The following is a 26,079-nucleotide window of genomic DNA, read 5'->3' as shown; positions in this document are numbered from 1 at the left end:
GCCCATGCGTCTTCTGCGGACCGGGACAGCGGACGAGGGGTAAGATGGCAAGGCACGAGACGGGATCCATACGCGTCGGGATCGGCGGCTGGACCTACGAGCCCTGGCGGGAGACCTTCTATCCCCCAAAGCTTCCCAAGGCGCGCGAACTGGAGCATGCCAGCCGGCATCTGACCTCGATCGAGGTCAACGGCACCTTCTACCGCAGCCAGAAGCCGGAGACCTTCGCCAAGTGGCGCGACGAGACACCGGACGATTTCGTCTTCGCGCTGAAGGCCCCGCGCTTCGCAACGAACCGGCGCGTGCTGGCCGAGGCGGGCGATTCCGTTGCCCGCTTCTTCGACAGCGGCGTCGGCGAGCTGGGCCCCAAGCTCGGCCCGATCAACTGGCAGTTCGCGGCGACGAAAGCCTTTGATGCCAATGACTTCGAGGCGTTTCTGAATCTTCTTCCGAAAGAGGTGGACGGGCGGCCGCTCCGTCACGTCGTCGAGGTTCGGCACGACAGCTTCCGTGTGCCGGCGTTCGTCGATCTTCTCCGGCGCTACGGCGTGGCCGTCGTGATCGCCTGCGACAGCGCCTATCCGCAGATTGCCGACGTCACCGCGTCGTTCGTCTATGTCCGGGCGATGGGAACGGTGGAGACCGAGCCGGCAGGCTATGCGGCTGACGATCTCGATCGCTGGGCGCAGCGGGCGAGGGCGTGGGCGGCGGGCGGCGCGCCGGACGATCTGGAGACGGTCGCGGACGCCGCCGGGAAAACGCCGCGCGATGTGTTCGTCTATTTCATCTCCGGCCACAAGGCGTTGAACCCGGCGGCTGCGATGGCGATGATCGAACGGCTCGGCTGAGCCCCGCCACAGGCGCGGTCACTTGATCCCGACGCGCAGGAACGCCTGGACGAACTGGCGCTGGAAGATCAGGAAGGCCAGCAGCAGCGGCAGGATCGACATGATCGTGCCGGCGCTGATCACGGAGATGTCGACCCCGCTCTCCGGTGCCCCAAACAGGGAGAGCCCGACTGTGAGCGGTCGCGTGTCGACCGAGTTGGTGACCACCAGCGGCCACAGGAAGTTGTTCCAGTGGGTGGCGACCGAGACCAGGGCGTAAGCGAGGTAGGTCGGCCGCGCGGCCGGAATGTAGACCCGCCACAGCACGCCCGCCCAGGAGCAGCCCTCGACCCGGGCGGCTTCCTCCAGTTCCTTCGGAACCTGCTTGAAGGCCTGGCGCAGCAGGAAGATGCCGAACGCGCTCGCCATGTAGGGAAGGCCGACGCCGACGATGGTGTCGAACAGGCCGAGCCGGGCGATCATGGCGTAGTTCTCCACGATCAGCACTTCCGGCAGAATGAACAGCTGCAGCAGCACCAGCACGAACACCACGTCGCGCCCGGGAAACGGGAAGCGGGCGAAGGCGAAGCCGGCGAGCGTGCAGAGAACGAGCTGCCCGGCCAGCGTGATCGTCACCAGGATGGTCGTGTTCAGGAAGTAGCGCGGCCAGGGCGCGGCCGCCCAGGCGGTGCGGAAACTGTCGAGGGTCCACGGCGCGGACAGGTCGAACGAGATCGCGCCTGACGCGTCATGGAAGGCGGCCCAGACGGCAAACAGCAGCGGCGAGATCCAGACCACGGCGAGCACGATGGCGCCGACGGCGTCGAGATCGAGGCGGGGCAGGGCGCGCGGGGTGGCAGGGCTGGTGACTTCGGTCATCGGTAGTGGGCTCGCCGGTCGATGAGGCGGAACTGCACGGCCGCGACGATGCCGAGGACGGCCAGCACGAAGACGGTCATGGCGGCCGCATGAGGCCTGTCGAAATAGGCGAACGCCATCTCCCAGATCCAGTAGAGGATCAGCTTGGAGGCGTTGTTCGGTCCGCCCTTGGTCAGGATGAAGAGGTGGTCGATCAGCTTGACGGAGTTAATCAGGGCGTTGATCAGCACGAACAGGGTGGTCGGCATCAGGAGCGGCAGCAGGACGCGCCGCGTGTAGGTCCAGCGCGACGCGCCCTCTATGGTCGCGGCCTCGCGCAGTTCCGGCGGGATCGTCTGCAATGCGGCCAGATAGAAGATCATGAAGAAGCCGGCTTCCTTCCAGACCGTGACCGCGATCACGGCCCAGAGCGCGGTGTCCGGTTGGCCGAGCCAGTTGACCGGGCCGAAGCCGAACAGGCCGGTGATCTGGTCAATGACGCCGATGCCGGGCGTGTAGAAGAACAGCCAGAGGTTCGCCGCTGCAATCATCGGCAGCATGGTCGGCGTGAAATAGGCGGTGCGCACGAAGCCGCGGGCCGGGATGCGCGCGTTGGCCCACAGCGCCATCCCGAGGGCGATGCCGATCGACAGCGGGATGGAGACGCCGGCATAGAGCAGGTTGTTGGTCACCACCTTCCAGAACACCGGATCGCTGGTGAGGTGGGCGTAGGTGTCGAGCCCGGCGAATTCCGACGGCCGGCGTGAGGTGCCTCGGGTGAACAGGCTCGCCCAGACCGTCGCCCCGGTCGGGATGAAGGCGAACAGGGACAGAAGCACCAGCGACGGAAACAGCAGCATCCAGCCGTAGAGGGCGTGCCGCCGCTGCGTGATGGTGGCGCTCGTGCTCATCGGGGTCGGACTGTCCTGCGCGCGGAGAGGAGCCGGGGACGGCTCTGCCGCCCCCGGTTGGGTCACTCGGTCAGCGATAGGGCTGAAGCAGCCGGTCGGCCTGGGACTGGGCATCCGCCAGTGCGTCGGCCGGGCTCTGGGAGCCGGTGAGCGCCGCCTGGATGGCGTTGTTGAGCGCTTCGCGGACCCGGGCGGTCTCGTAGGTCGAGAACTCCGGAATGGCCACTTCGAGCTGGTCGCGGGCGACCAGGGCCGGCGGGAACTCCTCGGTGTAGGTTTCGAGCGCCTCGGTCTCGTAGGCTTCCGGGCTGATGCCGACATAACCGGTGGCGATCGACCATTCGGCGGCCTGCTCAGGGGCGGTCATGAAGCGGATGAGCTTCACGGCGGCGTCCTGCTGCTCGTCGCTGGAGCCCTTGAACAGGTAGAAGTTGCCGCCGCCGGTGGGCGAACCCGGGCGCTCGTGCTTCGGCAGCATGGCCACGCCGAAGTCGAAGTCCGCAGCGTCTTTCACGGCCGTCAGGTTACCGGTGGAGTGCCACATCATGCCGGTCTGGCCTTCGAGGAAAGCCTGCCGCAGCGTGCCCCACTCGATCGTGCCTTCCGGCATGATCTTCGAGTCCGTCGCCATCGAGCGCCAGAATTCCAGCGCCTCGACCACCTTCGGATCGGTGAAGTAGGTCTCGGTGCCGTCGGAGCTCATCAGCTCCTTGCCGTTCTGGATCGCGAAGCACTGGAACATCCAGTACGGGTAGCCGGTCGACGGGACCATCAGACCCCAGCGGCCGTCACCGGCGAGCGCCTTGCCGGCTTCGACCATCTCGTCCCAGGTCTGAGGCGGAGACTCCGGATCAAGGCCCGCTTCGCGGAACATGTCCTTGTTGTAGTACATGACGATGGTGGAGCGCTGGAACGGGATGCCCCAGGTCTTGCCGTCGATCTGGCCGTTTTTCATCAGCGCCGGGTAGAAGCTGTCGAGCCAGGCCTTGCCGTCCTCGCCCTTCACCACGTCGTCGAACGGGACGATCAGGTCCTGCTCGATCAGGTCGTAGGCATCGATGGAGAACAGCACGGAGAGCTGCGCCGGTTCGCCGCTGCGGATCGCCGACAGCGCCCGCACGCGGGTGTCGTCGTAGTTGCCGGCATAGATCGCCTCGACGCTGATGTCCGGATTGTCGGCTTCGAACCGGTCGATCATGCCGTCGATCACCTCGGTCAGCGGTCCGCCGACGGCGATCGGGTAGTACATGGTCAGATTGACGTCGGCGAAGGCGGGCGTGGCCATCACCGACATCCCGACCGCGGCGAGCGCCGCGCGCGAGAAGAAGTTCGTCATGGAGTGGATCCTTGCTGCTTCGGGAGAGGGGTCCCCGTGACGGGGGGCAGATCGCCGGCGGGGCACTTGGCCCGGCGCGCGGCGAAGGCGGAGGGACCTGGAAGGCGTGTGCCGTCCGGGCCGCTGAAGAGGTGCAGATCCGCCCAGTCCCAGGAGAGGCCGAGCGATGCGCCTTCCGTGAGGTGCAGGTCGCCGGGCACCCGGGCGGTGAGGGCATTGCCGTCGGCGAGCGCGGCGGTGACGAAAGTCTCCGCGCCCAGGAACTCCGCCTCGCGCACGACGCCGTCGACGATGCCGGAGCCCGACCGGACGGCCGCCACGCTTTCCGCCCGCAGGCCGACGGTGGCGACACCCGTTGCGGTCAGCTCGGCCGGCAGCGGCAGCGCGGTCGCCGGGATCAGCGCCATCGGCGGACTGCCGATGAAGCTCGCCGCGAACGCCGTCGCCGGCTGGCGGTAGAGCTCGGCCGGTGGGCCCTGCTGTTCGATCCGGCCATCCTTCAGGAGCACGACCCGGTCGGCCATGCTCATGGCCTCGGTCTGGTCGTGGGTGACGTAGACGACCGTCATGCCCAGGCGGCGTTGCAGGGCGCGGATCTCCTGGCGCACCGAATGGCGGAGCTTGGCGTCCAGGTTCGAGAGCGGCTCGTCCATCAGGCAGAGCGGATGGTCGGCGACCACGGCGCGGGCGAGCGCCACGCGCTGGCGCTGGCCGCCGGACAGCTCGCCCGGCTTGCGCCGCTCCTGGCCGGAAAGCCCGGTGAGCGAGAGCGCGCGCGCGAGCCGCTCACTGCGCTCGTTGCGCGAAACACCGCGCACCTTGAGCCCGAAGGTCACGTTCTCCGCGACGCTCAGATGCGGAAAGAGGGCGTAGGACTGGAACACCATCGACAGGGAGCGCTCGGCCGGCGTCGCGCCGGTCACGTCGCACCCACCGATCAGGACACTGCCGGAATCCGGGCCTTCCAATCCGGCGATCAGCCGCAGTGTGGTGGACTTTCCGCAGCCGGAGGGACCGAGCAGCACCGTGAAGGTGCCTTCGGGAATGGCGAGCGAGAGATCGCGCACCCCGACGCTGTCGCCCCAGCTTTTGCTGACGGCTTCCAGCCGGACGAAATCGGTCGCGCTCATGGCCGGTCCCGCCCCGGATAGCCGAACGCAACGTCCGCCTCGGTCAGGAGCGTCGCGAAGGCGCCCTGGGGTTCGGCGTCGGTGACGAGAAGGTCGGCGTCACCCACCCGTCCGCCGCGGGCGGCGGCCCTTCGGCCGAACTTGGTGAGGTCGGCGACCAGGATCGATGTGTGGCTGCTTTCGCGGATCGCCTCGCGGGCCTGGATCTCGGCATGGTCGAAGTCGAGCAGGCTGCCATCCGGGTCGATCCCGCCGACGCCGAAGATGCCGAAGTCGGCCCGGTAGGAGCGGAAGAACGCCTCCACCTCGCCGCCGAGAAAGTCGCGGTCGGGCAGGCGCAGCATGCCGCCGGGCACGAAGATCCGGTTGGAGCGGGTGCCGGCCAGCGCCATGGCGACGTTGAGATTGTTCGTCACCACCGTCAGGTCTTCGTGGTCCCGCAGCGCCTGGGCGACGATTTCCGGCGTGGTGCCGATCCCGATCATGACCGAGGCGTGGTTCGGAATGCGCCGTGCGACCTCGGCGGCGATCCGCCGTTTCGCCTCGGCCCGCGTGACCCGGCGGGACTCGTAGGAGGCGTTGACGGACGGATCGAGGAGTTCCGCGCCGCCATGGCGCCGGCGCAGAAGGTTCGCGTCGCAGAGCGTGTTGATGTCGCGGCGGATCGTCTGCGGAGTGACGCCGAACAGCTCCGCCAGCGTCTCGACGGTAACGAAGCCGGCGTCGCGGACGTGGCCGACGATCTCTTCCTGCCGCAGGGAAATGTTCATATGCGCCCGTCTGCCCGTTCATTCGAAATCGAACGGACGCTTAGAGGCGCGAGATTGCAGTTCCGAAACGGTTTCGTGACGTTCGGATGAACTTTTGGGGGTGGGCGGTAGCGGGCGGGGCCGTTAGTCGCGCAAGGCGTCGATCAGGAGCCGGCGGAGCGCGAGCTGACGTCGGTTCTGGTCGAGCCGGTCGCCGAGGGCGCGTGGACGATCGGCGGCGCGCCGCAATCCGTTGCAGCCCATGTCGAGGCGACGGCGGGCGGACCTCCTCGGCCGCGCCGGTCTTAGGCGTCGTCGAGGCCACTCCGGAGCCGCGATTGGCGGCTCCGTCTCCTAGCCATAGCACACCCGATCCGGATCGCCAGAGGGGGTTCCGCCGTCGCCGGGCGCACCTGCGGTCTCCCAGCCGCCTTCAGGATCGACGTCGAAGGGGTTTCGAAGGGGGCAGGACGCGCGAGAAGCGCCGACCGGCGTGATTGCCTGTTCAATAGCGGCGTCGGCCATTGTCGGGCTTCTGTGTCGGTCGGTACCATCGTACATCGAGACCTGGGAGATGAAGCATGCCAGAAAAGCAGGATCCACTCGCCAGCCCGATTGAAGCAGCGGTCGAAGCGACTCCGACCGGTGTTAAAGCAATAGTCCGGAGCCGGATTGTCTCTGCCCTTGATTTTCTTGGAGCTGGCAAGCTCCAGCGGCGAGCTCTGTCGGATGTTGAGGCGATTGCAGAATTCGAGCGCGAGCAAGAAAGAGAAGAGGTCCTTTCGCAGGCCTACACAAACGCACTTGCAAAACAGGTTGAATCTTCCCCGCAGCTCGTCGGTCGCATGCTTGCCAGGCGATATCAGAAGGAGGTTCGACAGCAAGAAAACCTGGAGGCGGTGCTGTTCGAGGCCATCGAGGACCTCCGAAGCCGCCCACCAACGGAAGAACAGGTCTCAGCCGGAAACGATAGTCCGGACCCGAATTTTCTCGGGCGTATCGAGACACATGCCGAACGGGCCTCTACCGATGAACTCCGAAAGAAGTGGGCCGCCGTGCTGGCTGCCGAGATTCGGGAACCGGGCACCTTTAGCCCTGCCGCTTTGCGGATCGTCGACGAAATTGATCCGGATATTGCCCGTGAGTTCAATATGTTTGCGAGCAATCGCATACGAAACGGAGTTCCCTACTGCCTTGTCGAAAATAACCAACAGTTGTTGGCCGATTTTGGCGCAGCGGGCCTCATTCAATCAACGGGATTTGCTCAGACGGCCCTGTTCCTAAATACGAAGGATTCCACGGGGACCAGTGTTGTTGTTTTCGGATGCGCCGAAGGGTTTTTCGGAGTTCAGTTGGAGGCACTCCGAATGATCAAACCGGAAGACAGGAGGAGCCTTGGCCTCCATGTTGATGAAGAAGGTCAACGTGACCAGGTGTCGTTTTCAGTCCATCTGTTCACCCGGCCGGGCGAGGCAATATCTAAGCTCGTTGGCGACGTCGACCTGAGCAACACTGCCGTTTTTGCTCAAATGCTGAGGGACGTAATTGGGCACGACCAGGTCCAGACATACCGGTTGATTCCTGGAACCGTTGAACTGGCTCCTGCCGACCTGACCCCTGAGGTTCGCAAGCTCGATGTGTGGCCGCCGAAGGATAGCTGACCACACGCCCGTTCCTCACGGCTCGATGTGCTGGAGATCCATCACTAGCTGTTCGTGCGTTTCTGGCGCTTGGGTGACGTTCCGGTGCGCCCGCTGCATTAGGCCGTGAGCTGCCGGATGATCGCTGGCGTGGATCATATGGAACATGACCCTGCCCTTTCCTTTGTCGCGCTCCCAGATCGGATAGGGCTTGACGAACCGGTAGCCGAGTTCGTCGCGGAATCGCTGGCACATCCTGATCGCAACTTTGTCGCCATTGACCCCGATCAGGTTCTGCCACCCTTCGTCGCCCCACCAGAGCGCCGGGCGATCCAAGTTCCGTTTTTGCGCATCCAGTGTTCGTCCTAGCCAGCCCGTCGCGAGAAAGTAGAACAGCTCGATCTTGCGTTCGCCGGCTGGCTTATAGTCGGCGAGGGCCTGGAGCGTGCTCCAGTGGCACTCGATCGAAAACTGGTCGATCAGGCAGAACGTTGCCGTCTTCGGCCGTATCAGACCGGATCCAAGTATGTCGTGGACGCGGACGTTGAAGTCGCCCTGCAGCACCTCATAGTGCCGTTTCTCCCGGTCGGGCTGCTCGGCGATCATTTCATCAATCAGGGCCGCGCGCTTCGGCTTGAGCTCGCAGAAGAACAGCTCGCGCAAACGCCGAGGCTCGGTCTCGGCAACAGCCTTCGCCGCCCAACTTCCCGCCGAAAGGTCCTCCTTCGGCGCCGCGAAACCGTCGATGTAAGCGCCGTGCCGGGTGATTATCGTGAAAAGGTAGATGTACTTCGCGATAAGGACCGCCTTGTGTTGTGTCCATACGCGGCCGAGCCCGTATTCCAGGATGGGTTGCGGGGTGAGCTGGACCGGCAGCTCACCAAACAGGTTCTCGTCGTCAGCCATAGGGAAATAGTACGGCCCGGCCGCAACCGCAGGTCAAGCGGCCGATGTCTTCGGCTGCACAGGAAATTGACGAACGATGGTGCCGTCGACGAGCCCGCCGCCTTTTCCATAAGGATCCAGGCGCTGCAATTCGGACTTTGGAAGGTTACAGGTTCCGGTCAGCGGATTGTTCTCGAACTGGCCCCACTGCTTGAAGAAGGGAGCAATGCCGCGCCGGCGGCAGTCTTCCAGGGCGTTCTCGACCCATTCGGCCTTCATCGGCCGGGCGTTGGCGCCACTCTCGCCTCCGATGATGAGCCAATCGGGTGCGGGGTCGTCATCGGCGATCCGGAGCGCGCCGATCGCCGGCTCGTAGGATACGAACCATACGGCGGTTGGGATCGAGGCGATGAACCGCTTCCGCTGATCGAACCGCATCTGGTCCTCTGCCGTGAATCCCAGCCAAACGTTCGGCCAACCACGCGCCCCCCAGTCCGACGGCAGCATCTTCGCAATGTTCTGCGGCCGCTTCGTGAGAAGCTGCCAGTCCAGATCCGGCGTGTTCCGGATCAGTTCGAAGAGATCGAGGCGCCACGCCGGATTGACCTGGTTGTCGAACACGTCCGCAAGCGAGGCGCAGAACACGCGTGGCCGCCGGCCGTGGGTCGAGATGAACTCCGGCGCGGCCTTCTGCCAGGCCAGCGGGGCCCGCCAGTAAGCCTCTGTTGTCCGCTTCCTTGGGTGGTTGCCCCAGCGCACATGGCCAGACCGTTTCGACCAAGCTTCCGCATAGCAATTGTCGCAGCCGGGGCTGATCTTGGTGCAGCCGGTCCACGGATTAAACGTCCGATCCGTCCATTCGATTTTGGTCTGGTCCGCCATCGTTGATCTCCCTCGTTGGGAGGATTCTCCTAAATCAAAGAGGTGACCACAACGTTGAATTCCAGACCGATCGCCGGATCTTCGGGGTCGGCATCGTGTGGGAGTGTGTGCACCGAAGCTATGCGTTGCAGGTCGCAGGTTCGAATCCTGCCCGAAACGCAGAACGGCCGGGCGTTTCCGCCCGGCCGTTCGTTTTCAGTCTCGAAAGCCCCTGATCAGCTGCAGCCGCTCGTCGAGCCGCAGGTGTCGCACTTCAGGCAGGTGCCGTTGCGCACCATGGTGAAGTTGCCGCACTCGCCGCAGGCCTCGCCCTCGTAGCCCTGGAGACGGGCGAGGGCGACCTTGCTGGCCTCCGCCGCCTTCTTCTCCTTGGCGGTCTGGCCGGCGGTGATGCCTTCGGCTGCAGCCGGGGTGAGGGCGGTCTCGTCGTCCTCGACGATCTCCTCTTCGACATCCCGGCTGAAGGCGGTGTGCACGTCGGCACGGAGCGCGGTCACCGTCGCCGTGGCGTGGGCCGTCGATCCGCCGGAGGCGGAGCCGCGCGGCTCGCCCTTGACCACCTGGAAGCGCTGGGTCTGGCCGCGGACGAGGCCGTGGGAGACCGGCGCCAGGTTGTGCGGCTTGTCGCCCTCCACGCCGCGCCCGATCGTGGTCGAGCCGCCGTCGTCCGGCTGGACGTGGGCGAGGTCGTGGCGGCTCAGATAGGAGACCGCCAGCTCGCGGAACACGTAGTCGAGGATCGAGGTCGCGTTCTTGATCGCCTCGTTGCCCTGGACCATGCCGGCCGGCTCGAACCGGGTGAAGGTGAACGCGTCGACGAACTCCTCCAGCGGCACGCCGTACTGCAGGCCGAGCGAGATGGCGATGGCGAAGTTGTTCATCATCGCCCGGAAGGCGGCGCCTTCCTTGTGCATGTCGATGAAGATCTCGCCGAGGCGGCCGTCATCGTATTCGCCGGTGCGCAGATAGACCTTGTGGCCGCCGACGATGGCCTTCTGGGTGTAGCCTTTGCGCCGGTTCGGCATCGGATCGCGCTCGCGCACGGCCCGTTCCACGATGCGCTCGACGATCCGCTCCGCCGCGACCTGGGCACGGGCCTGGGCCGGCTGGGTGGCGGCCATCGCCTCGGCCTCTTCCTCCGCCTCGTCCTCGTCGTCGGAGAGAAGCTGCGAGTTCAGCGGCTGCGACAGCTTGGAGCCGTCCCGGTAGAGCGCGTTGGCCTTCAGCGCCAGCCGCCAGGAGGTCATGTAGGCCTCCTTGCAGTCGTCGACGGAGGCGTCGTTCGGCATGTTGATCGTCTTGGAGATCGCGCCGGAGATGAAGGGCTGCGCCGCCGCCATCATGTGGATGTGGCTCCCGACCGACAGGTAGCGCTTGCCGATCCGGCCGCACGGGTTGGCGCAGTCGAACACGGCCAGGTGCTCGTCCTTCAGGTGCGGGGCGCCTTCCACCGTCATGGCGCCGCAGACAAAAAGGTTCGCCGCCTCGATCTCGGCCTTGGAGAAGCCGAGCTCACCGAGAAGGTCGAACTCCGGATCGTCCAGCTTGTCGGCCGCGATCCCCAGCGTCCCGGTCAGGAACTCCTCGCCGAGCGACCACTTGGTGAAGGCGAAGCGGATGTCGAAGGCCGCCTTCAGGCCGCCCTCCAGGATGGCGATCTTCTCGTCGGTAAAGCCCTTCGCCTTGAGGGCGTCGTGGCCGAGCGCCGGGGAGCCGGCCAGCGTGCCGTTGCCGACGGCGTAGGTGGTGATGTGGGCGATCTCGCTCTCGGAATAGCCGAGCGCCGTCAGCGCCTGGGGCACGGCCTGGTTGATGATCTTGAAGTAGCCGCCGCCGGCCAGCTTCTTGAACTTCACCAGCGCGAAGTCGGGCTCGATGCCGGTGGTGTCGCAGTCCATGACCAGACCGATCGTGCCGGTCGGCGCGATCACGGTCGACTGGGCGTTGCGGTAGCCGTAGCGCTCGCCGAGGTCGAGCGCCCGGTCCCAGGCGGCGCGGGCGTGCGCCACCAGTTTCTCGTCCGGGCACGAGGCGTGGTCGAGCGGCACCGGATTGGTGCGCAGGAGCTCGTAGCCGTCGCTCTCGCCATGGGCGGCGCGGCGGTGGTTGCGGATGACGCGGAGCATCGCGGCCCGGTTCTTGGCGTATTCCGGGAACGGTCCGAGATCGCGGGCGATCTCCGCCGACGTCGCGTAGGACGTGCCGGTCATCACCGCGGTGATGGCGCCGCAGATCGCGCGGCCCTCATCGGAATCGTAGGGGATGCCCGAGGTCATCAAGAGGCCGCCGATGTTGGCGTAGCCGAGGCCCAGCGTGCGGTAGTCGTAGGAGAGCCGGGCGATCTCGGGCGAGGGGAACTGCGCCATCATCACCGAGACTTCCAGCACGACCGTCCACAGCCGCACCGCGTGCTCGAAGGCTTCGACGTCGAAGCTGCCGTCCTCGGCCCGGAACTGCAGCAGGTTCGCCGAGGCGAGATTGCAGGCCGTGTCGTCCAGGAACATGTACTCCGAGCACGGATTGGAGGCGCGGATGTCGCCGCCGGCCGGGCAGGTGTGCCAGTCGTTGATGGTGGTGTGGAACTGGATGCCGGGATCGGCCGAGGCCCACGCGGCGTGGCCGATCTTCTCCCACAGATCCTTCGCCTTGACGGTCCGGGCGACCTTGCCGTCGGTGCGGCGGATCAGGTTCCAGTCGCCGTCGGCCTCGACCGCGTTCAGGAAGTCGTCGGTGACGCGGACGGAGTTGTTGGAGTTCTGGCCGGCGACCGTCAGATAGGCTTCGGAATCCCAGTCGGTGTCGAAGGTCGGGAACTCGATCTCGGTGTAGCCCTGGCGCGCGAACTGGATGACGCGGCGGATGTAGTTCTCCGACACCATCGCCTTCTTGGCGGCACGGACTTCGCGCTTCAGGGCCGGGTTCTTCTCCGGCAGATAGCAGTCCTCGCCGGGGCCCTCGCAGTTCACGCAGGCCTTCATGATCGCCTGGAGGTGCTTCTTGACCGTCTTGGAGCCGGTCACAAGGGCGGCGACCTTCTGCTCCTCGCGCACCTTCCAGTCCACATAGGCTTCGATGTCGGGATGGTCGGCGTCGACCACGACCATCTTGGCGGCGCGGCGGGTGGTGCCGCCGGACTTGATGGCGCCGGCGGCGCGGTCGCCGATCCGGAGGAAGCTCATCAGGCCCGACGAGCGGCCGCCGCCCGACAGCGGCTCGCCTTCACCGCGCAGCTCGGAGAAGTTGGAGCCGGTGCCCGAGCCGTACTTGAACAGGCGGGCCTCGCGGACCCAGAGGTCCATGATGCCGGAATCGTTCACCAGATCGTCGTGGACGGACTGGATGAAGCAGGCGTGCGGCTGCGGGTGCTCGTAGGCGGTCTTGGAGCGGGTCAGTTCGCCGGTTTCATGGTCGACATAGAAGTGACCCTGGCTCGGTCCGTCGATGCCGTAGGCCCAGTGCAGGCCGGTGTTGAACCACTGCGGCGAGTTCGGCGCGACCTTCTGGGTGGCGAGCATGTAGGCCAGCTCGTCGAAGAAGGCGCGTGCGTCGTCCTCTCCGTCGAAATAGCCGCCCTTCCAGCCCCAGTAGGTCCAGGTGCCGGCGAGCCGGTCGAAGACCTGGCGGGCGTCCATCTCCGGACCGGTGCGCTCGTCTTCCGGAAGGGCCTCGAGCGCGGCCTCGTCGGCGGTGGAGCGCCACAGCCAGCTCGGAACGCTGTTTTCCTCAACGCGCTTCAGGACGGCCGGAACGCCGGCCTTGCGGAAATATTTCTGGGCCAGCACGTCGGTGGCCACCTGGCTCCACGCCGCCGGCACCTGGATGTCGGCGAGGCGGAACACGATCGATCCGTCCGGGTTGCGGATCTCGCTGGTTGCCTTGCGGAACTCCAGTCCCTCATAGGCCGACTGTCCCACCTTGGTGTAGCGCCGTTCGATCCGCATCTGTCTATCGTCCTTGCTTGCGCCGACGTTTGCACGTCGTTCCGGTTCGGCATTCGACGCGCTCGAAGGGGGACCTCCGAGCGGGCGCCAATCGCGTATCTAGTCGGGCACTATACCCGAAAACACTAAATATGGGGTTACTAAGGGGCTTTCGCCGGCAATCGTCGATCAAATCTCATCGGCACGCACCTGTCCCGCCCGTCGGCACGCTGCGCGCCGGCGCCTGTTAAAAAACTGTGCGGTTCCTGGGGTTCCTATGAAGACGACCGGTCGACGCCGTTCGATGATTTTGAAGGTATGGCGAGTCGACGAAGCGGTCAACGGGTAGTGTGTCGGACCCTTGTCCGACCCCATATATATTGTGCTGCCTGTGAATTGTGGGGATGACGCACGCGATGCGTCCTTGGGGCCGCGGCGGAACTCCGCGCGTTGCCTGACGTTTCGTGACAATCAAGCGAAATAAGGGGGCGACCGTGCGCTGCTTCGTCGTCGTGAATCCGAGGGCGGGCGCCAGTCTCGACATCCCGAATTTCGGGCAGCATGTGCGCGGACTTTTCGAGGCCGCCGCGATCCAGGCGGACTTTGCCGACCCGGACATCGAACTGGACCGGCAGATCGAGGCCGCGATGGCCAGCGATGCCCCGATCATCGCCGTCGCAGGCGGTGATGGAACGGTCATGGCGGTCGTCCAGGCGATGATGGGAACCCCAAAGAAGCTTGCGATTCTCCCGGCGGGAACCATGAACGTTTTGGCCCACGAGGTCGGTCTGCCGATGGATCTTTCGAAGGCGGTTCGGCTGGTGGAGGAGGGCGGATCCCGCCTGATCGATGTCGGCGAGGTAAACGGCCACTATTTTCTCGGAAACTCGATGCTTGGGGCGCCGTCCCGGCTCGCAAAACGTCGCGAAGGCTTCCGCGGGCGCTCCAGCGGTCGTGGCTATCTGGATCTCGTCCGTGCCGGCATCCGGGCGCTCCGGCGCTATCCGGCGATGGGGCTTGTGGTCGAAACCGGAGGGGATCGCCGCCCGGTGGAGACGCGGGCGCTGGTGGTCGCCGTCAACGACTACGAGGAAGGCGTCGGCAAGGTGATGACCCGTGCGTCGCTCGATGCCGGCGAATTGGTGGTCTACGCCCTGAAGCCCGTGACGCCGCTCCGGGTCCTCGGGCTGATGCTCGCCGTCCTGCTCGGTCGCTGGCGCCACGACCAGCGTCTGTTGCGTCTGGAGGTGGAGGACACGGTGCGAATCACGGCACGGCGCAAACGGGTCCGTGTGATGAATGACGGAGAGACGCTCTTGCTGACGCCGCCGCTGACCTATCGCCTCCATCCGGGCGCCCTGGAGGTGATCGTGCCCAAAATGGAGCCGGCGGTTGAGCCTTCAGACCCGTCCGCGACCGTTGCATCGGTGGGCTCATGACGGTTCTTGCCCACATCTCCGACCTGCATTTCGGCCGGATCGACGAACGCGCAGCCGCAAGTCTTGCTCAGGACCTGAAGGCCCACGGGCCGGATCTGGTCGTCGTGTCCGGCGATCTGACCCAGGGAGCGCATCGCTCGGAGTTCAGGGCCGCACGTGACTATCTCGACGGGCTCGATCTCCCCTGGTTCGCCGTGCCGGGCAATCACGATGTTTCGCCTTACCGGCTGATCGAACGTTTCCTCGATCCTTTCCGCAGTTACCGCGCCTTCATCGCGGAGGAGACCGAGCCGGTCTTCGTCGACGATCAGGTCGTGATCGCCGGCGTGAACACCGCCCGGCGCATGGGCTTCCACTGGAACTGGGCTCACGGTCGAATCAACAAGCCGCAGATTCGCAAGGCGATCGGCGCCTTTGCGGAGGCGCCCGACGATCGGGTGCGCATCGTGGTCGCCCACCATCCCTTCCAGCCGCCTAAGGACGATCCAGACGCCCGGCTCGTGGGGCGTGCGGACCTGGCGCTCAGGGCCTTCGGACGCGCCCATGTCCGGCTGATCCTTTCCGGGCACCTGCATCGGGGCTATATCCGGGTCGTCACGCCTTCGGACGTGACAAAAACTGGCGAGCTCAAGGTGGTTCAGGCGGGGTCGGCAATTTCGACCCGGCTGCGCGGCGAGCCGAACGCCTACAACCTGATTACCCTGACCGGTGAGCGTCTCGACATCCGTTCGCGGATATTCGAGGGTGACGGCTGGCGGGACTCGAAAGTCGGCTGACAGGCGCCGGCCGGCGGTGGGACGGACCGATGCCGGCCTTCGGGCGCGGACCAGCTCGAGTTCCGTCCGCAGACCCGCCATCGGACACAATGTGCAAGGATCGATCCTTATGGACCAAGCGCTTGCGAGCAAAGCCGCTCCGGGCTCGCTCGAGGCCGAAATCGCGAACCGGCGGACCTTCGCGATCATCTCGCATCCCGACGCCGGCAAGACCACGCTGACGGAGAAGCTGCTCTATTTCGGCGGCGCGATCCGGCTGGCGGGTCAGGTGCGTGCCCGCGGCGAGCGCCGCCGGACCCAGTCGGACTGGATGGCGATCGAGCAGCAGCGCGGCATCTCCGTGACCAGTTCGGTGATGACGTTCCAGCGCGACGGGGTGACGTTCAACCTGCTCGACACGCCGGGCCATGAGGACTTTTCCGAGGACACCTACCGGACGCTCACCGCGGTCGATTCGGCGGTCATGGTCATCGACGCGGCCAAGGGCATCGAGTCCCAGACCCTGAAACTGTTCGAGGTCTGCCGCCTGCGCGACGTGCCGATCATCACCTACATCAACAAGGTGGATCGGGAAGGGCGGGATCCGTTCGAGCTGATGGACGAGATCTCCGAGAAACTTGCGCTCGACGTCGCGCCCGTCACATGGCCGATCGGCATGGGGACCCAGTTCAAGGGCTGCTACAACCTGCGGGACAATGTGGTCCTGAAGCCGAAGAAGGATGGCGCCGGCGCCTTCGATGCCGAGGAGCGGGTCAACGGGATCATGGATCCCAAGCTGGACGATCTGGTCGGCGATCCCGCGCTGATGGAGCAGTTCCGCTCCGAGGCCGATCTGGCATCCACCGCGTTGTCGCCGGTCGATCCGGTCGCCTACCGGGAAGGCCATCTGACCCCGGTCTATTTCGGATCTGCCCTGCGCGACTTCTGCGTGGGCGACCTGCTCGACGGGCTCGGCGCCTGGGCGCCGCCGCCGCGCGTCCAGCCGGCCGAGCCGGCGCCGGTCGATCCGACCGAGGACAAGGTCACGGCGTTCGTCTTCAAGGTCCAGGCGAACATGGACCCGAACCATCGGGATCGTATCGCCTTTACAAGGATTTGCTCCGGTCGCTTCAAGCGAGGCATGAAGCTGAACCAGGTCGGCACCGGCAAGTCGATGGCGGTTCAGGCGCCGATCTTCTTCTTCGCCCAGGACCGCGATATCGCAGAAGAGGCCTTTCCCGGCGATATTCTCGGCATCCCGAACCACGGCACGCTCCGCGTGGGCGATACACTCAGCGAACGGACCGACGTGAAGGTGACCGGACTGCCGCGCTTCGCGCCGGAAATCCTGCGCCGTGTGCGCACCGGCGATCCGATGAAGGTGAAACAGGTCCGCCGCGCGCTGCACGATCTGTCGGAGGAGGGGCTGGCGCAGGTCTTCAAGACCCGGCTCGGCGCGGACTGGATCGTCGGCGTCGTCGGCGCGCTGCAGCTGGACGTGATGATCGACCGCATCAAGGCGGAGTACAAGGTCGAGATCGGCTTCGAGGGCTCGCCTTACGCGGCCGCGCGCTGGATCCACGGGCCGCGCGACAAGGTGGAGGAGTTCATCTCGAAAAACTCCTCCCAGATCGCCGAAGATAACGACGAGAGCCCCGTCTATATGGCCAAGAGCGCCTGGGAGCTGAATTACACGGCCGAGCGCTGGCCGGACCTGACATTCGGCGTCACCAAGGAACTGGTCTGAGCCGGGAGGCGGATCTCCTGACGGGAAGCCCGCATTTTTCGCCGGTTCCGCTTGGGCGACTGCCGCGCAGTCGCCCAATAAGGCGCCGTCAGGCCGTGGGGCGGCGTCATTTTATTTATTCCAAAGTCTGATCAATTTATCCGATTTTAGGTTGTTGTCGGATTAATCCCGCACGCGGATACTTTCCCTTCTGCGCATTTGCCGCGCAGGCCTGCAGTTTGTGCAGTGGGGAGGGGCGCCGATGACACGACCTGAATCCGATATCGACCTGTTCGACATCCGGGTCATGGAAAATCCGTATCCGGCCTACCGGGAGCTGCGCGATTGCGGCCCGGCGGTCTGGCTCACGGCTCACGACGTCTGGTGCATTCCGCGATACGCGGACGTCCGGCGCGTGCTGCGCGACCACACCACGTTCACCACGGCCAAGGGCGTGGCGATGGACCCGGCCGTCAACGAGGCGACATCGGGTCCGGGACGGGCAAATTCGCTGACCAGCGATCCGCCGCTCCATGAGCAGATCCGCCGGGTGACCGCCGCGCCGCTGCTGCCCAAGGCGCTCAAGGAGATCAAGGACGAAATCGAGGACCGCGCCCGCGCGCTGGTCGACGATATCTGCGCGCGCGGGCAGGTCGACGGCATGTCCGACGTGGCGGAAGTCCTGCCGATGACGGTGGTCTCCGAACTGGTCGGTCTGCCCGACAACGGCAAGGAATCCATGCGGCGCTGGGCGGCGGCGACCTTCGATGCGATGGGGCCGATGAACGAGCGCGGCAAGGCGGCGATCCCACAGATCCGCGAACTCCACGAATTCTGCCGGACGGAAGCAGTGCCGGGTCGTCTCAAGCCGGGGCGCTGGGCCGACCGGCTGTTCGCGGCGGCGGAGCGCGGCGAGGTCCCCGTCGATCAGTGCCCAGGCCTGATGCGGGAATATATCGGGCCGAGCCTGGACACGACGATTTTCGGCACCGGCCATCTGCTGCGGCTTCTCGGCGAGCACCCCGAGCAGTGGCAGCTTCTGAAGCAGGACCGATCGCTCGTTCCCGGCGCAATCAACGAGGCACTGCGAATGGAGGCGCCGATCCGCCTGTTCAGCCGCTACGTCCGGGAGGACGCGGATTTCGACGGCGTCACCGTCCCGGCCGGGGACAGGTTGCTGGTGCTCTACGGCTCGGCGAATCGCGACGAGCGCAAGTGGGACGATCCGGACACGTTCGACATCACCCGGAAGGCGGGCGACCAGCTCGCGTTCGGGGTCGGCATCCACACCTGCTCCGGGCTGCATCTGGCCAAGATGGAGATGAGCGCCCTCCTGACCGCGCTGCTCGATCGTCTCGACGGTTTCGAGGTCGGGGAGCCGGAATGGGCCTGGAACAACACGCTTCGGGGGTATGCCCGGCTGCCCATGACGGTTCGTCCGTCGGCGGCGCCTTCGGCCTGAGGGCCGCGGTCGCAGTCCGGCCCAGGCGCCCACACGTCCGGCGGCATCGGTATAAGGGCCGCTCGGACTGCCGGCTGGACAGGGGCGGCCTTGGTGGCCATAGTCCGCCAGCGAATTTCTTGCCTCGACCGCGCTCGGCCTCTATGTCGGTGCGGACGAGGCGCGGGCCGTCAGGCCCTGCGGTAGCGACCGTGCGACAGAGGCTTCAGCCGTGTGGAAACGCCTGTTTTTCGATGCTTTCACCTGGTGGAACTCGGCGACCCTTGGGACCCGGGTGCATACCTATTTTAAGGGCGAGTATGTCGGCGAGGACGAGTTCGGCAATCGCTACTACCGCACGAAGGGCGGCAAGATCGATCCGACCCTCGGCTTCCAGCGCCGCTGGGTGATCTTCAACGGCGCCGCCGAGGCGAGCAAGATCCCGACCGGATGGCACGGCTGGATGCATCACAAGGACGTGCCGGCGCCGAGCGAGACGACGTACACTGCGCGGTCCTGGGAAAAGCCGTTCCAGCCGAACATGACCGGCACGCCGGCCGCCTATCGCCCGAAGGGCTCGATCGTCCACGAGGATCCCCACCGGCCGCACGCCACCGGCGACTACGACGCCTGGTCGCCCGGCCAGTAGACCCGGCCGTCCGTCGGGCAGATGATGGCGCGCCCGGCAAAGGCGCGTGCGCGCCAATCTATCCCCTGAACACGAAGCCGGCTCCGATCGCGATCAGGGCGAACCCGATCGCGTGGTTCCAGGTCAGTGATTCCTTGAGATAGGTCACCGAGAAAACGGCGAAAACCGTGAGGGTGACAACCTCCTGGATTGTCTTCAGTTCGGCCGCTGACCAGTAGCGGTGCCCGATCCGGTTGGCGGGGACCGCCAGACAATACTCGAAGAAGGCGATGCCCCAGGCGATCAGGATCACCAGCAGCAGTGGTGCCGCCTTGAAGCGCAGGTGACCGTACCAGGCGAACGTCATGAAGACGTTCGACAGGCACAGCAGAAGAACCGGAAGCCATTTGATCGCAAACGGAGAGAGCGTCATTGGTGTTTTCCGGCCGGACCGGGGCGTGTCCGGACTGTCCTAGTCCCGGTCCAGCCGGGCGATAAGGCTGGACGTGTCCCAGCGCTTGCCGCCCATCGCCTGCACGTCGGCGTAGAACTGATCGACCAGCGCGGTAACGGGGAGCTGGGCGCCGTTGCGGTTGGCTTCCGCCAGGCAGATCGCCAGATCCTTGCGCATCCAGTCGACGGCGAAGCCGAAATCGAACTCGCCCTTCGTCATCGTCTGCCAGCGGTTCTCCATCTGCCACGACTGGGCGGCGCCCTTGGAGATGACGTCGATGACGGCCGCGACGTCCAGGTCCGCCTTTTGGGCGAAGTTGATCGCTTCGGAGAGGCCCTGGACCAGGCCCGCGATGCAGATCTGGTTGACCATCTTGGTAAGCTGGCCGGCGCCGGCCTCGCCCATGTGGCCGACCATCTTGGCGTAGCAGTCGATTACCGGCTTCGCCTTCGCGAACACGTCCGCCGCGCCGCCGACCATCACCGTGAGCTGGCCGTTCTCCGCGCCGGCCTGGCCGCCGGAAACGGGCGCATCGAGGAAGGCGCAGCCGCGCTGGTCCGCTGCGCTGGCGAGCTCGCGCGCGATCTCGGCCGATGCGGTGGTGTTGTCGATGAAGACGGTTCCGGCCTTCATGCCGTGGAAGGCGCCGTCGTCGCCGAGTGTCACCTCGCGCAGATCATCGTCGTTGCCGACGCAGCAGAACACGAACTCCGCCGCCTCCGCCGCTTCGAGCGGGGTGGGGGCTGCCGTGCCGCCGAACTCTGAGGCCCATTTCTCGGCCTTGGCGGAGGTCCGGTTGTAGACCGTGACGTCGTGACCGCCACGGGTCCGCAGGTGACCGGCCATCGGATAGCCCATGACTCCCAGTCCGATGAAGGCGACCTTGGCCATTCTCGCGTCTCCCCTTGTGCGTCGAGTGTTCCAGTCTTCTTGTCTCAGTGCCGGCCCGCTCAGGCAAGCGGCGCCAGCGCCTGCTCCAGATCCTCCAGCAGGTCCTGCACGTTCTCGATCCCGACGGACAGCCGCAGCAGGCCCTCAGGCACGCCGGACATCGGATCTTCGACCGACTTGCGGTGTTCGATCAGGCTTTCCACGCCGCCGAGCGAGGTGGCGCGGACGATGTGCTCGAGCCGGCCTGCGACAGCCAGGGCCGCCTCCGCGCCGCCGACCACATCGAACGACAGGAGGCTGCCGTACCCCCCGGGCATCTGGCGCCGGGCGATGGCGTGACCGGGATGGTCGATGAGGCCCGGATAGCGCACCACCTCCACTCCCTTGTGTCCGGCGAGATAGCCGGCGATCGCCCCTGCATTGGCCGACGCCGTCTTGACCCGGACCCCGAGCGTGCGCATGCCGCGGATCAGCAGCCAGGCTTCGAAGGCGCCCAGAACCGCGCCGGCATCGTGGCGCTCGCGGCAGATGGCTTCCCACATGGCCTCGTCCGTGTTCCCGGCGACGATCACGCCGGCCAGAACGTCGGAATGGCCATTCAGGGATTTGGTTGCCGAATGGACGACGAAGTCCGCACCGAGTGTGAGGGGCGTCGACAGGATCGGGGTGGCGGCCGTCGAATCGACGGCGACCTTTGCGCCGTGGCGATGGGCGATGTTGGCCGCCTCGGTGATGTCGACGACGGTCAGCCAGGGATTGGACGGGGTTTCGAGAAAGACCAGCTTGACCGCCTCGTCGGCCAGTGCGTCGGCGAGGCTGGCGAGGTCGCTTCCGTCGAACCAGCGGATCTCGACGCCGTGGGCGGCCAGGGTGCGCGTCGCGAAGATCTGGGTCCCGTAATAGATACCCTTCTGCACGGCGATCGGGCCGGTGGCTCCGGCGCGCAGCAGGGCGGCGATGGCGGCCATGCCGGACGCGAACATGCGCGCCGCGACGCCGTGTTCCATGGCGGCGATGATATCTTCGGCCTCGCGCACGGTCGGACCGTCGTCGCGCGCATAGACGTGGCCGGGCCGGACCAGGCTGTAGTCGGGCTCGCGGGCGAAGGTGGTGGCCGGCTGCAGCGGAGGCACGACGCCGCCTGTCGCCGGATCGATCCGGCCGAGCGCCTGGGCGGCGATGGTTTCGGGATGGAGCGGTCCGCGATCACGGGCCTTGGACATGGGGCGTTCCTGTGCTTGGCGCCGGAGCCCCGATCGGGTCCCGGTGGCTGCCGGGTGGTGTCTCTGTTCGGTTCAGTCTGTCGCGTCCGGCCGCCCCGCGGAGGTTTCGACAGCTTCGCTGCGGGCCTGAGTGGGACGGTCGAGATGACGGGTAAGGCGGCGCTCCAGCCGCGTCCAGATCCGCCCGAGCGTTTCCACCAGCACGAGATAGAGAAGGGCCGCCCAGACATAGGCCTGGAAGTCGAAGGAGCGCGAGAAGGCGCGCCGGGTCTCTCCCATCAGGTCGTAGACCGTGATGATGGAGGCGATGGCCGAGCCCTTGATCATCAGAATGATCTCGTTGCCGTAAGGGCGCAGTGCGATGATCAGGGCCTGGGGCATCACCACGCGCAGGAAGATTGCGTGCCGCGGCAGGCCGAGGGCCTTGGCGCCCTCGATCTGCCCCCGCGGCACGTTCTGGATCGCGCCGCGCAGGATCTCCGCCTGATAGGCGGCGGTGTTGAGGGCGAAGACGAAGACGGCGCAGGTGAAGGCGTCGCGGAAGATCCACCACGCGCCGATCGCCTTGAGCTCCTGATTGAAGTTGCCGGCCCCGTAATAGAACAGGAAGGCTTGGGCGATGAGCGGCGTGCCCCGGAAGAAATAGACGTAGGCGTAGGCGATCCCGCCAATGATCCAGTTCCTGGACATCCGCGCGAAGGCGATCGGGATCGACAGGGCGGCGCCGAGCAGGACCGACAGTCCGACCAACTGGATCGTGACCTGGAAGCCCGACAGGAGTTTCTCACCGTAGCGGCCGAGGAAATCGAGCCCCGACGCATTGACCAGATAGTAGACCGTGGCGATGCCGGACAGAATCCACACGGCCATGAGCACATGGCCGAGAACGCGGGTTGCGGTCCAGGGCCGCGAGGGCGGGGTAACCGGACGGATCAGCGAGGCAAGGGCCATCAGCGAACGGCCCCCTTGTTCGCCCAGCGTTCGATGCGCGCGATCCCGATCGACGAGATGATGGAGAAGATCAGGTAAAGGAGGCAGGCGACGCCGAAGAAGAGGAATGCTTCCTTGGTGACCCGCGCGGCGACGCCCGCCTGGCGCAGAATGTCCTCGATGCCGATCACGGAGACGAGGGCAGTGTCCTTGAGCAGCACCAGCCACAGATTGGAAAGGCCCGGCAGGGCGATCCTGATGAGCTGCGGCACGATCACCAGCCGCATCGTCTGGAGCCGCGACAGACCGAGCGCCTCGGCCCCTTCGTACTGGCCCTTCGGGATGCCCCGGAAAGCGGAAAGAAAGACCTCGCTCGCATAGGCGGAAAAGACCACGCCGAGCGCGATCATGCCGGCAATGAAGCTGTTGATCTCGATGCGCTGGTCGCTGAACAGCGCCAGAATCTTCTGCAGCAGGATCTGAACGCCGAAATAGATCAGGAAAAGCGTCAGGAGCTCGGGCAGCCCGCGGAAGACGGTGGTGTAGATGCTGGCAGCCGTGCGCAGGGTCGGCTCGGTCGAGTTTTTGGCGAGTGCGGCGAGAAAGCCGAGGGCAAGTCCGAACGGAAGCGTCGACACCGCGAGCGCCACGGTGACGAGGGCGCCTCGCGCGATCTGGTCGCCCCACCCGTCGGGGCCGAAGGAAAGCAGGGATAGCCAGTCGGGCATCGGGACGCCGGGCGTTGGGTGACCGGCTGCTCAGTCGAGCGAGCCGCGGGCCGGAACTCTCCGCGGGCCCGATGCACGGGACGAAGTGGTTGTCCGTGCCGGTCGGAGCGCGCCGGGTGCGTGGGCAGGGACTGAACGGGGACCCGCGTCTCGGGCGGGCCCCCGATACGTCGGATGGTGTCAGTCGCCGTAGACGTCGAACTCGAAGTACTTGTCGTTGATGGCCTTGTAGGTGCCATCCTCGCGGATTTCGGCGATTGCCTTGTTGAACATCTCAACAAGGTCCTGATCTTCCTTGCGGATCGCGATGCCGATGCCCTCGCCATAGATGGACGCATCGATCGGCAGCGTGTTGACGATCTCGCAGCAGGTGCCGGAGTCCTTCACCCACTCGTCGATGACGATCACGTCGTCCACGGCACCGTCGAGGCGGCCGTTCTCCAGGTCGAGCTTGTATTCCTCGGCCGTCGGATAGAGCTTTACGTCCGCGTCGGGGAACAGCTTTTCGGCGTACTCGGCATGGGTGGTGGACGCCTGCGCGCCGATGGTCTTGCCCGACAGCGCCTCGGCGGTCGCCTCAGTGATGTCGGAACCCTTCGGGACGACCAGCGCCGGCGGCGTGTTGTAGTATTTGTTGGTGAAGGCGACGCGCTCCTTGCGCTCGTCGGTGATCGACATGGAGGCGATGATCGCGTCGTACTTGCCGGCTTCCAGCGCGGTGATGATGCCTTCCCAGTCCTGGGTCACGAACTCGCACTTCACCTCCATCTTCTCGCAAAGCGCGTTCGCGATATCGATGTCGAAGCCTTCCAGCTCGCCGCTGGAGGTCAGCGTGTTGAAGGGCGGGTAGGCACCCTCGGTGCCGATCCGGACGGTTTCCCAGTCTTTTGCGGCTGCAGGGGCGGCGACAACGGCCATCGCGATGGCGGCCGAAGCGAGTAGACGGACGAACGTCATGGATCACTCCACATCTCTGGAAGGGGTGGCCGGGTATGTTGACCCGGTTCGTGTCTTCTGGGCCGAGCGGCGCGCGGATGTGCCCCGCGTTTCACCGGCAACCGCCTGAGTGTCGTCGAGATGTCCGATCGATGCAACGGTCTGCGAAACGCCCGCCAGGGTGGCGCCCGGGTACTGGCGGCCGCCTCAATCGGCCGATGGCTGGGCGGGGATCGCCTTGAGATAGGCCGCGACGGCTTCCCGATCCTCCGCTGGAACATTGGCCCAGTTCACCTGGACCGCCGCCATGGCGCCGCCCACCACGTCGTAGTCCGGGGTGAACCCGGATTCGAGATAGTAGGCGATGTCCTCTGCGCTCCAGCTCCCGATGCCTCCGGGCGATGGGGTGATGTCGGGCACGCGGCCGTCACCTTCGAGCGAGGCTGCTCCGGCGAGCCAGCGGCTCTGGTCCATCCCCATCAAAAGGGTACGCGGCGTGTGGCACTCGCCGCAGTGACCGGGCCCGCGCACCAGATAGGCACCGCGATTCTCCTGGGCGCTTAAATCCGGATTGTCCTCAAAACCCGGCGAATTCGCGTAGAGGCGCTTCCACAGGCCGATCCCGCGGCGAACGGAGAAGGGGAAGGGGAGCGCGGTGGGGGCGACCTTGTTGTCGACTGCGGGCAGGGTGTCCATGAACGCCTTCAGGTCGATCAGGTCTTCCAGGGCGATGTGCTGGTAGGAGGCGTAGGGGAAGGACGGATAGTAATGCCGACCTTGCGGCGAGACGCCGAAACGCAGCGTGTTCACGAAATCGGCCGTCGACCAGCCGCCGATACCGGTCTCGGGATCGGGCGATATGTTCGGCACATGGAACGAACCGAGCGGAGACTCCAGCTCCGCGCCTCCGCCGAGACGGGTCAGGTCGTCGCCGCTTGCCCCCGGTGCCGCATGGCAGGACGCGCATCCGCCGGCCCAGAACAGGGTCTCTCCATTCTGAAGGTCCGGATCATGGTCGGGCAGATCTGCCTCAGCCAGGGAGCGCGGTGCGGTAAGGAACCAGAAGCCCGCGGCGCCGGCGATCAGGAGCACCATAAGAACGAGAAGCGCGCGACGCATGTCGGATCCCGATTGGGCGATGGAGACTGGCAGGATGGCCAACTGGCCGCCTGAGCCGGACTCGGTGATCCGGCGCCCAGGTCCGGCCGGCCGGCACGATCCGCAGCCGCGGGCGGATCGGCGGGGCGGGATGCCGGGCTAGTTGCTCTCGCGGAAATCCTCGTGGCAGGTGCGGCAGTTGCGGGCAGCCGCTCCGAACGCCGGCTGAAATGCCTCAAGACCATTCGCCGCTGCCGCCTTGGCCGCCTCAGCATCCTCGGCGAGCGATGCTGAGATCTGCTCGAATTCGGCGAAGTTGTCCCAGATCGCGGCCTTCGCTTCGGTGTCGTGCCCAGTCTTGGAATCTTCCGGGAACAGAGAGGGAAACCGCGTGCCGGCCTCGATCAGCGTCTGCATGGCTTCCTCGGCCTTGGCCTGATCCCAGGGCTGGGCGCCTTTGACCATGTCGCCGGCGGCTTTGGTGGCCCGGCCGACCGATTTCATCAGATCCTGACGCTCTGCGATCGCGTCGGTTCCGGTCGGTTCGTCTGCCGCGGCGGGGGCCAGTGGGAGCAGACAGCCGATGCCCATCGCCATGGCCAGTCCAAAGGCGAGCGTTTTCATGCGTGATCCCTCCGATTGCGCATCTGGAATACGACAAATCCCAAACAGGCTGGATGAAATGCCCATGG

Annotated in this window: 23 protein-coding genes; 7 read left to right on the top strand and 16 right to left on the bottom strand. The window is 65.8% G+C overall.

The annotated features are described in order from the left end of the window. Positions 1-44 precede the first annotated feature (44 nt). The gene (locus J2S73_RS13570; RefSeq protein WP_306886088.1) at positions 45-848 is read left to right on the top strand and encodes a DUF72 domain-containing protein; all 804 of its coding nucleotides are present in this window, start codon (positions 45-47) and stop codon (positions 846-848) included. 18 nt (positions 849-866) lie between these two features. Here J2S73_RS13570 and J2S73_RS13565 read toward each other — a convergent pair whose 3' ends face one another. The 5 genes from J2S73_RS13565 to J2S73_RS13545 form a co-directional block, all read right to left on the bottom strand. Continuing rightward, positions 867-1,706, bottom strand: coding sequence for a carbohydrate ABC transporter permease (locus tag J2S73_RS13565; RefSeq protein ID WP_306886087.1), 840 nt, complete (start codon positions 1,704-1,706; stop codon positions 867-869). Continuing rightward, positions 1,703-2,596 carry a carbohydrate ABC transporter permease gene (locus J2S73_RS13560; protein ID WP_306886086.1) on the bottom strand — a complete coding sequence of 298 codons (894 nt, stop codon included), beginning with the start codon at positions 2,594-2,596 and terminating at the stop codon, positions 1,703-1,705. The genes J2S73_RS13565 and J2S73_RS13560 overlap by 4 nt, the downstream gene beginning before the upstream one ends. Before the next feature lie 70 nt (positions 2,597-2,666). Further along, positions 2,667-3,932, bottom strand: a complete 1,266-nt coding sequence (locus tag J2S73_RS13555) for an ABC transporter substrate-binding protein (RefSeq protein WP_306886085.1) — start codon at positions 3,930-3,932, stop codon at positions 2,667-2,669. Then, entirely contained in the window at positions 3,929-5,062 is a 1,134-nt protein-coding gene (locus J2S73_RS13550; RefSeq protein WP_306886084.1) for an ABC transporter ATP-binding protein, read from the bottom strand. The genes J2S73_RS13555 and J2S73_RS13550 overlap by 4 nt, the downstream gene beginning before the upstream one ends. Continuing rightward, positions 5,059-5,832, bottom strand: coding sequence for a DeoR/GlpR family DNA-binding transcription regulator (locus J2S73_RS13545; RefSeq protein ID WP_306886083.1), 774 nt, complete (start codon positions 5,830-5,832; stop codon positions 5,059-5,061). The genes J2S73_RS13550 and J2S73_RS13545 overlap by 4 nt, the downstream gene beginning before the upstream one ends. Before the next feature lie 560 nt (positions 5,833-6,392). Here J2S73_RS13545 and J2S73_RS13540 point away from each other — a divergent pair. After that, entirely contained in the window at positions 6,393-7,472 is a 1,080-nt protein-coding gene (locus tag J2S73_RS13540; RefSeq protein WP_306886082.1) for a DUF2806 domain-containing protein, read from the top strand. Between the two features lie 15 nt (positions 7,473-7,487). Here the strand turns inward: J2S73_RS13540 and tcmP are convergent, their stop codons facing one another. The 3 genes from tcmP to J2S73_RS13525 form a co-directional block, all read right to left on the bottom strand. Further along, positions 7,488-8,357 (bottom strand): three-Cys-motif partner protein TcmP, encoded by an 870-nt coding sequence (gene tcmP, locus J2S73_RS13535; RefSeq protein WP_306886081.1) that lies wholly within the window; start codon positions 8,355-8,357, stop codon positions 7,488-7,490. A gap of 33 nt (positions 8,358-8,390) precedes the next feature. Beyond that, positions 8,391-9,218, bottom strand: a complete 828-nt coding sequence (locus J2S73_RS13530; RefSeq protein ID WP_306886080.1) for a DUF5131 family protein — start codon at positions 9,216-9,218, stop codon at positions 8,391-8,393. A gap of 215 nt (positions 9,219-9,433) precedes the next feature. Further along, complete coding sequence (locus J2S73_RS13525) at positions 9,434-13,159, bottom strand: vitamin B12-dependent ribonucleotide reductase (protein ID WP_306886079.1); 3,726 nt, start codon at positions 13,157-13,159, stop codon at positions 9,434-9,436. Between the two features lie 443 nt (positions 13,160-13,602). Here J2S73_RS13525 and J2S73_RS13520 point away from each other — a divergent pair, with 443 nt between their 5' ends. The 5 genes from J2S73_RS13520 to J2S73_RS13500 all read left to right on the top strand — a co-directional run bounded on the left by J2S73_RS13520 (position 13,603) and on the right by J2S73_RS13500 (position 19,148). Continuing rightward, positions 13,603-14,577 (top strand): diacylglycerol/lipid kinase family protein, encoded by a 975-nt coding sequence (locus J2S73_RS13520; protein ID WP_306886078.1) that lies wholly within the window; start codon positions 13,603-13,605, stop codon positions 14,575-14,577. Continuing rightward, positions 14,574-15,353, top strand: a complete 780-nt coding sequence (locus J2S73_RS13515; protein ID WP_306886077.1) for a metallophosphoesterase family protein — start codon at positions 14,574-14,576, stop codon at positions 15,351-15,353. The genes J2S73_RS13520 and J2S73_RS13515 overlap by 4 nt, the downstream gene beginning before the upstream one ends. A gap of 109 nt (positions 15,354-15,462) precedes the next feature. Further along, a complete protein-coding gene (locus tag J2S73_RS13510; RefSeq protein WP_306886076.1) occupies positions 15,463-17,079 on the top strand; it encodes a peptide chain release factor 3 in 1,617 nt (538 codons plus the stop codon). 241 nt (positions 17,080-17,320) lie between these two features. Beyond that, the gene (locus tag J2S73_RS13505; RefSeq protein ID WP_306886075.1) at positions 17,321-18,520 is read left to right on the top strand and encodes a cytochrome P450; all 1,200 of its coding nucleotides are present in this window, start codon (positions 17,321-17,323) and stop codon (positions 18,518-18,520) included. Positions 18,521-18,731: 211 nt separating this feature from the next. After that, positions 18,732-19,148 carry an NADH:ubiquinone oxidoreductase subunit NDUFA12 gene (locus J2S73_RS13500; protein ID WP_306886074.1) on the top strand — a complete coding sequence of 139 codons (417 nt, stop codon included), beginning with the start codon at positions 18,732-18,734 and terminating at the stop codon, positions 19,146-19,148. A gap of 58 nt (positions 19,149-19,206) precedes the next feature. Here J2S73_RS13500 and J2S73_RS13495 read toward each other — a convergent pair whose 3' ends face one another. From J2S73_RS13495 to J2S73_RS13460, 8 genes are all read right to left on the bottom strand, one after another. After that, complete coding sequence (locus J2S73_RS13495) at positions 19,207-19,560, bottom strand: DMT family protein (RefSeq protein WP_306886073.1); 354 nt, start codon at positions 19,558-19,560, stop codon at positions 19,207-19,209. Positions 19,561-19,599: 39 nt separating this feature from the next. Then, a complete protein-coding gene (locus tag J2S73_RS13490; protein WP_306886072.1) occupies positions 19,600-20,472 on the bottom strand; it encodes an NAD(P)-dependent oxidoreductase in 873 nt (290 codons plus the stop codon). A 59-nt stretch (positions 20,473-20,531) separates the two neighbouring features. Then, complete coding sequence (locus tag J2S73_RS13485) at positions 20,532-21,695, bottom strand: trans-sulfuration enzyme family protein (RefSeq protein ID WP_306886071.1); 1,164 nt, start codon at positions 21,693-21,695, stop codon at positions 20,532-20,534. Positions 21,696-21,767: 72 nt separating this feature from the next. Next, entirely contained in the window at positions 21,768-22,646 is an 879-nt protein-coding gene (locus J2S73_RS13480) for an ABC transporter permease (protein WP_306886070.1), read from the bottom strand. Next, entirely contained in the window at positions 22,646-23,353 is a 708-nt protein-coding gene (locus tag J2S73_RS13475; protein ID WP_306886069.1) for an ABC transporter permease, read from the bottom strand. Before J2S73_RS13475 ends, J2S73_RS13480 begins: the two co-directional genes overlap by 1 nt. A 180-nt stretch (positions 23,354-23,533) precedes the next feature. Continuing rightward, positions 23,534-24,310: an ABC transporter substrate-binding protein gene (locus J2S73_RS13470; protein WP_306886068.1), complete on the bottom strand. Its 777-nt coding sequence runs from the start codon at positions 24,308-24,310 to the stop codon at positions 23,534-23,536. Positions 24,311-24,496: 186 nt separating this feature from the next. Continuing rightward, positions 24,497-25,408, bottom strand: coding sequence for a c-type cytochrome (locus J2S73_RS13465; RefSeq protein WP_306886067.1), 912 nt, complete (start codon positions 25,406-25,408; stop codon positions 24,497-24,499). Between the two features lie 138 nt (positions 25,409-25,546). After that, positions 25,547-26,077: a c-type cytochrome gene (locus tag J2S73_RS13460; protein WP_306886066.1), complete on the bottom strand. Its 531-nt coding sequence runs from the start codon at positions 26,075-26,077 to the stop codon at positions 25,547-25,549. Positions 26,078-26,079: the final 2 nt, after the last annotated feature.

This window comes from Amorphus orientalis (assembly GCF_030814015.1).
GTDB lineage: Bacteria > Pseudomonadota > Alphaproteobacteria > Rhizobiales > Amorphaceae > Amorphus > Amorphus orientalis.
Note: the sequence above shows the minus strand (reverse complement) of the source record. Positions and strands in the feature narration are given on the sequence as shown.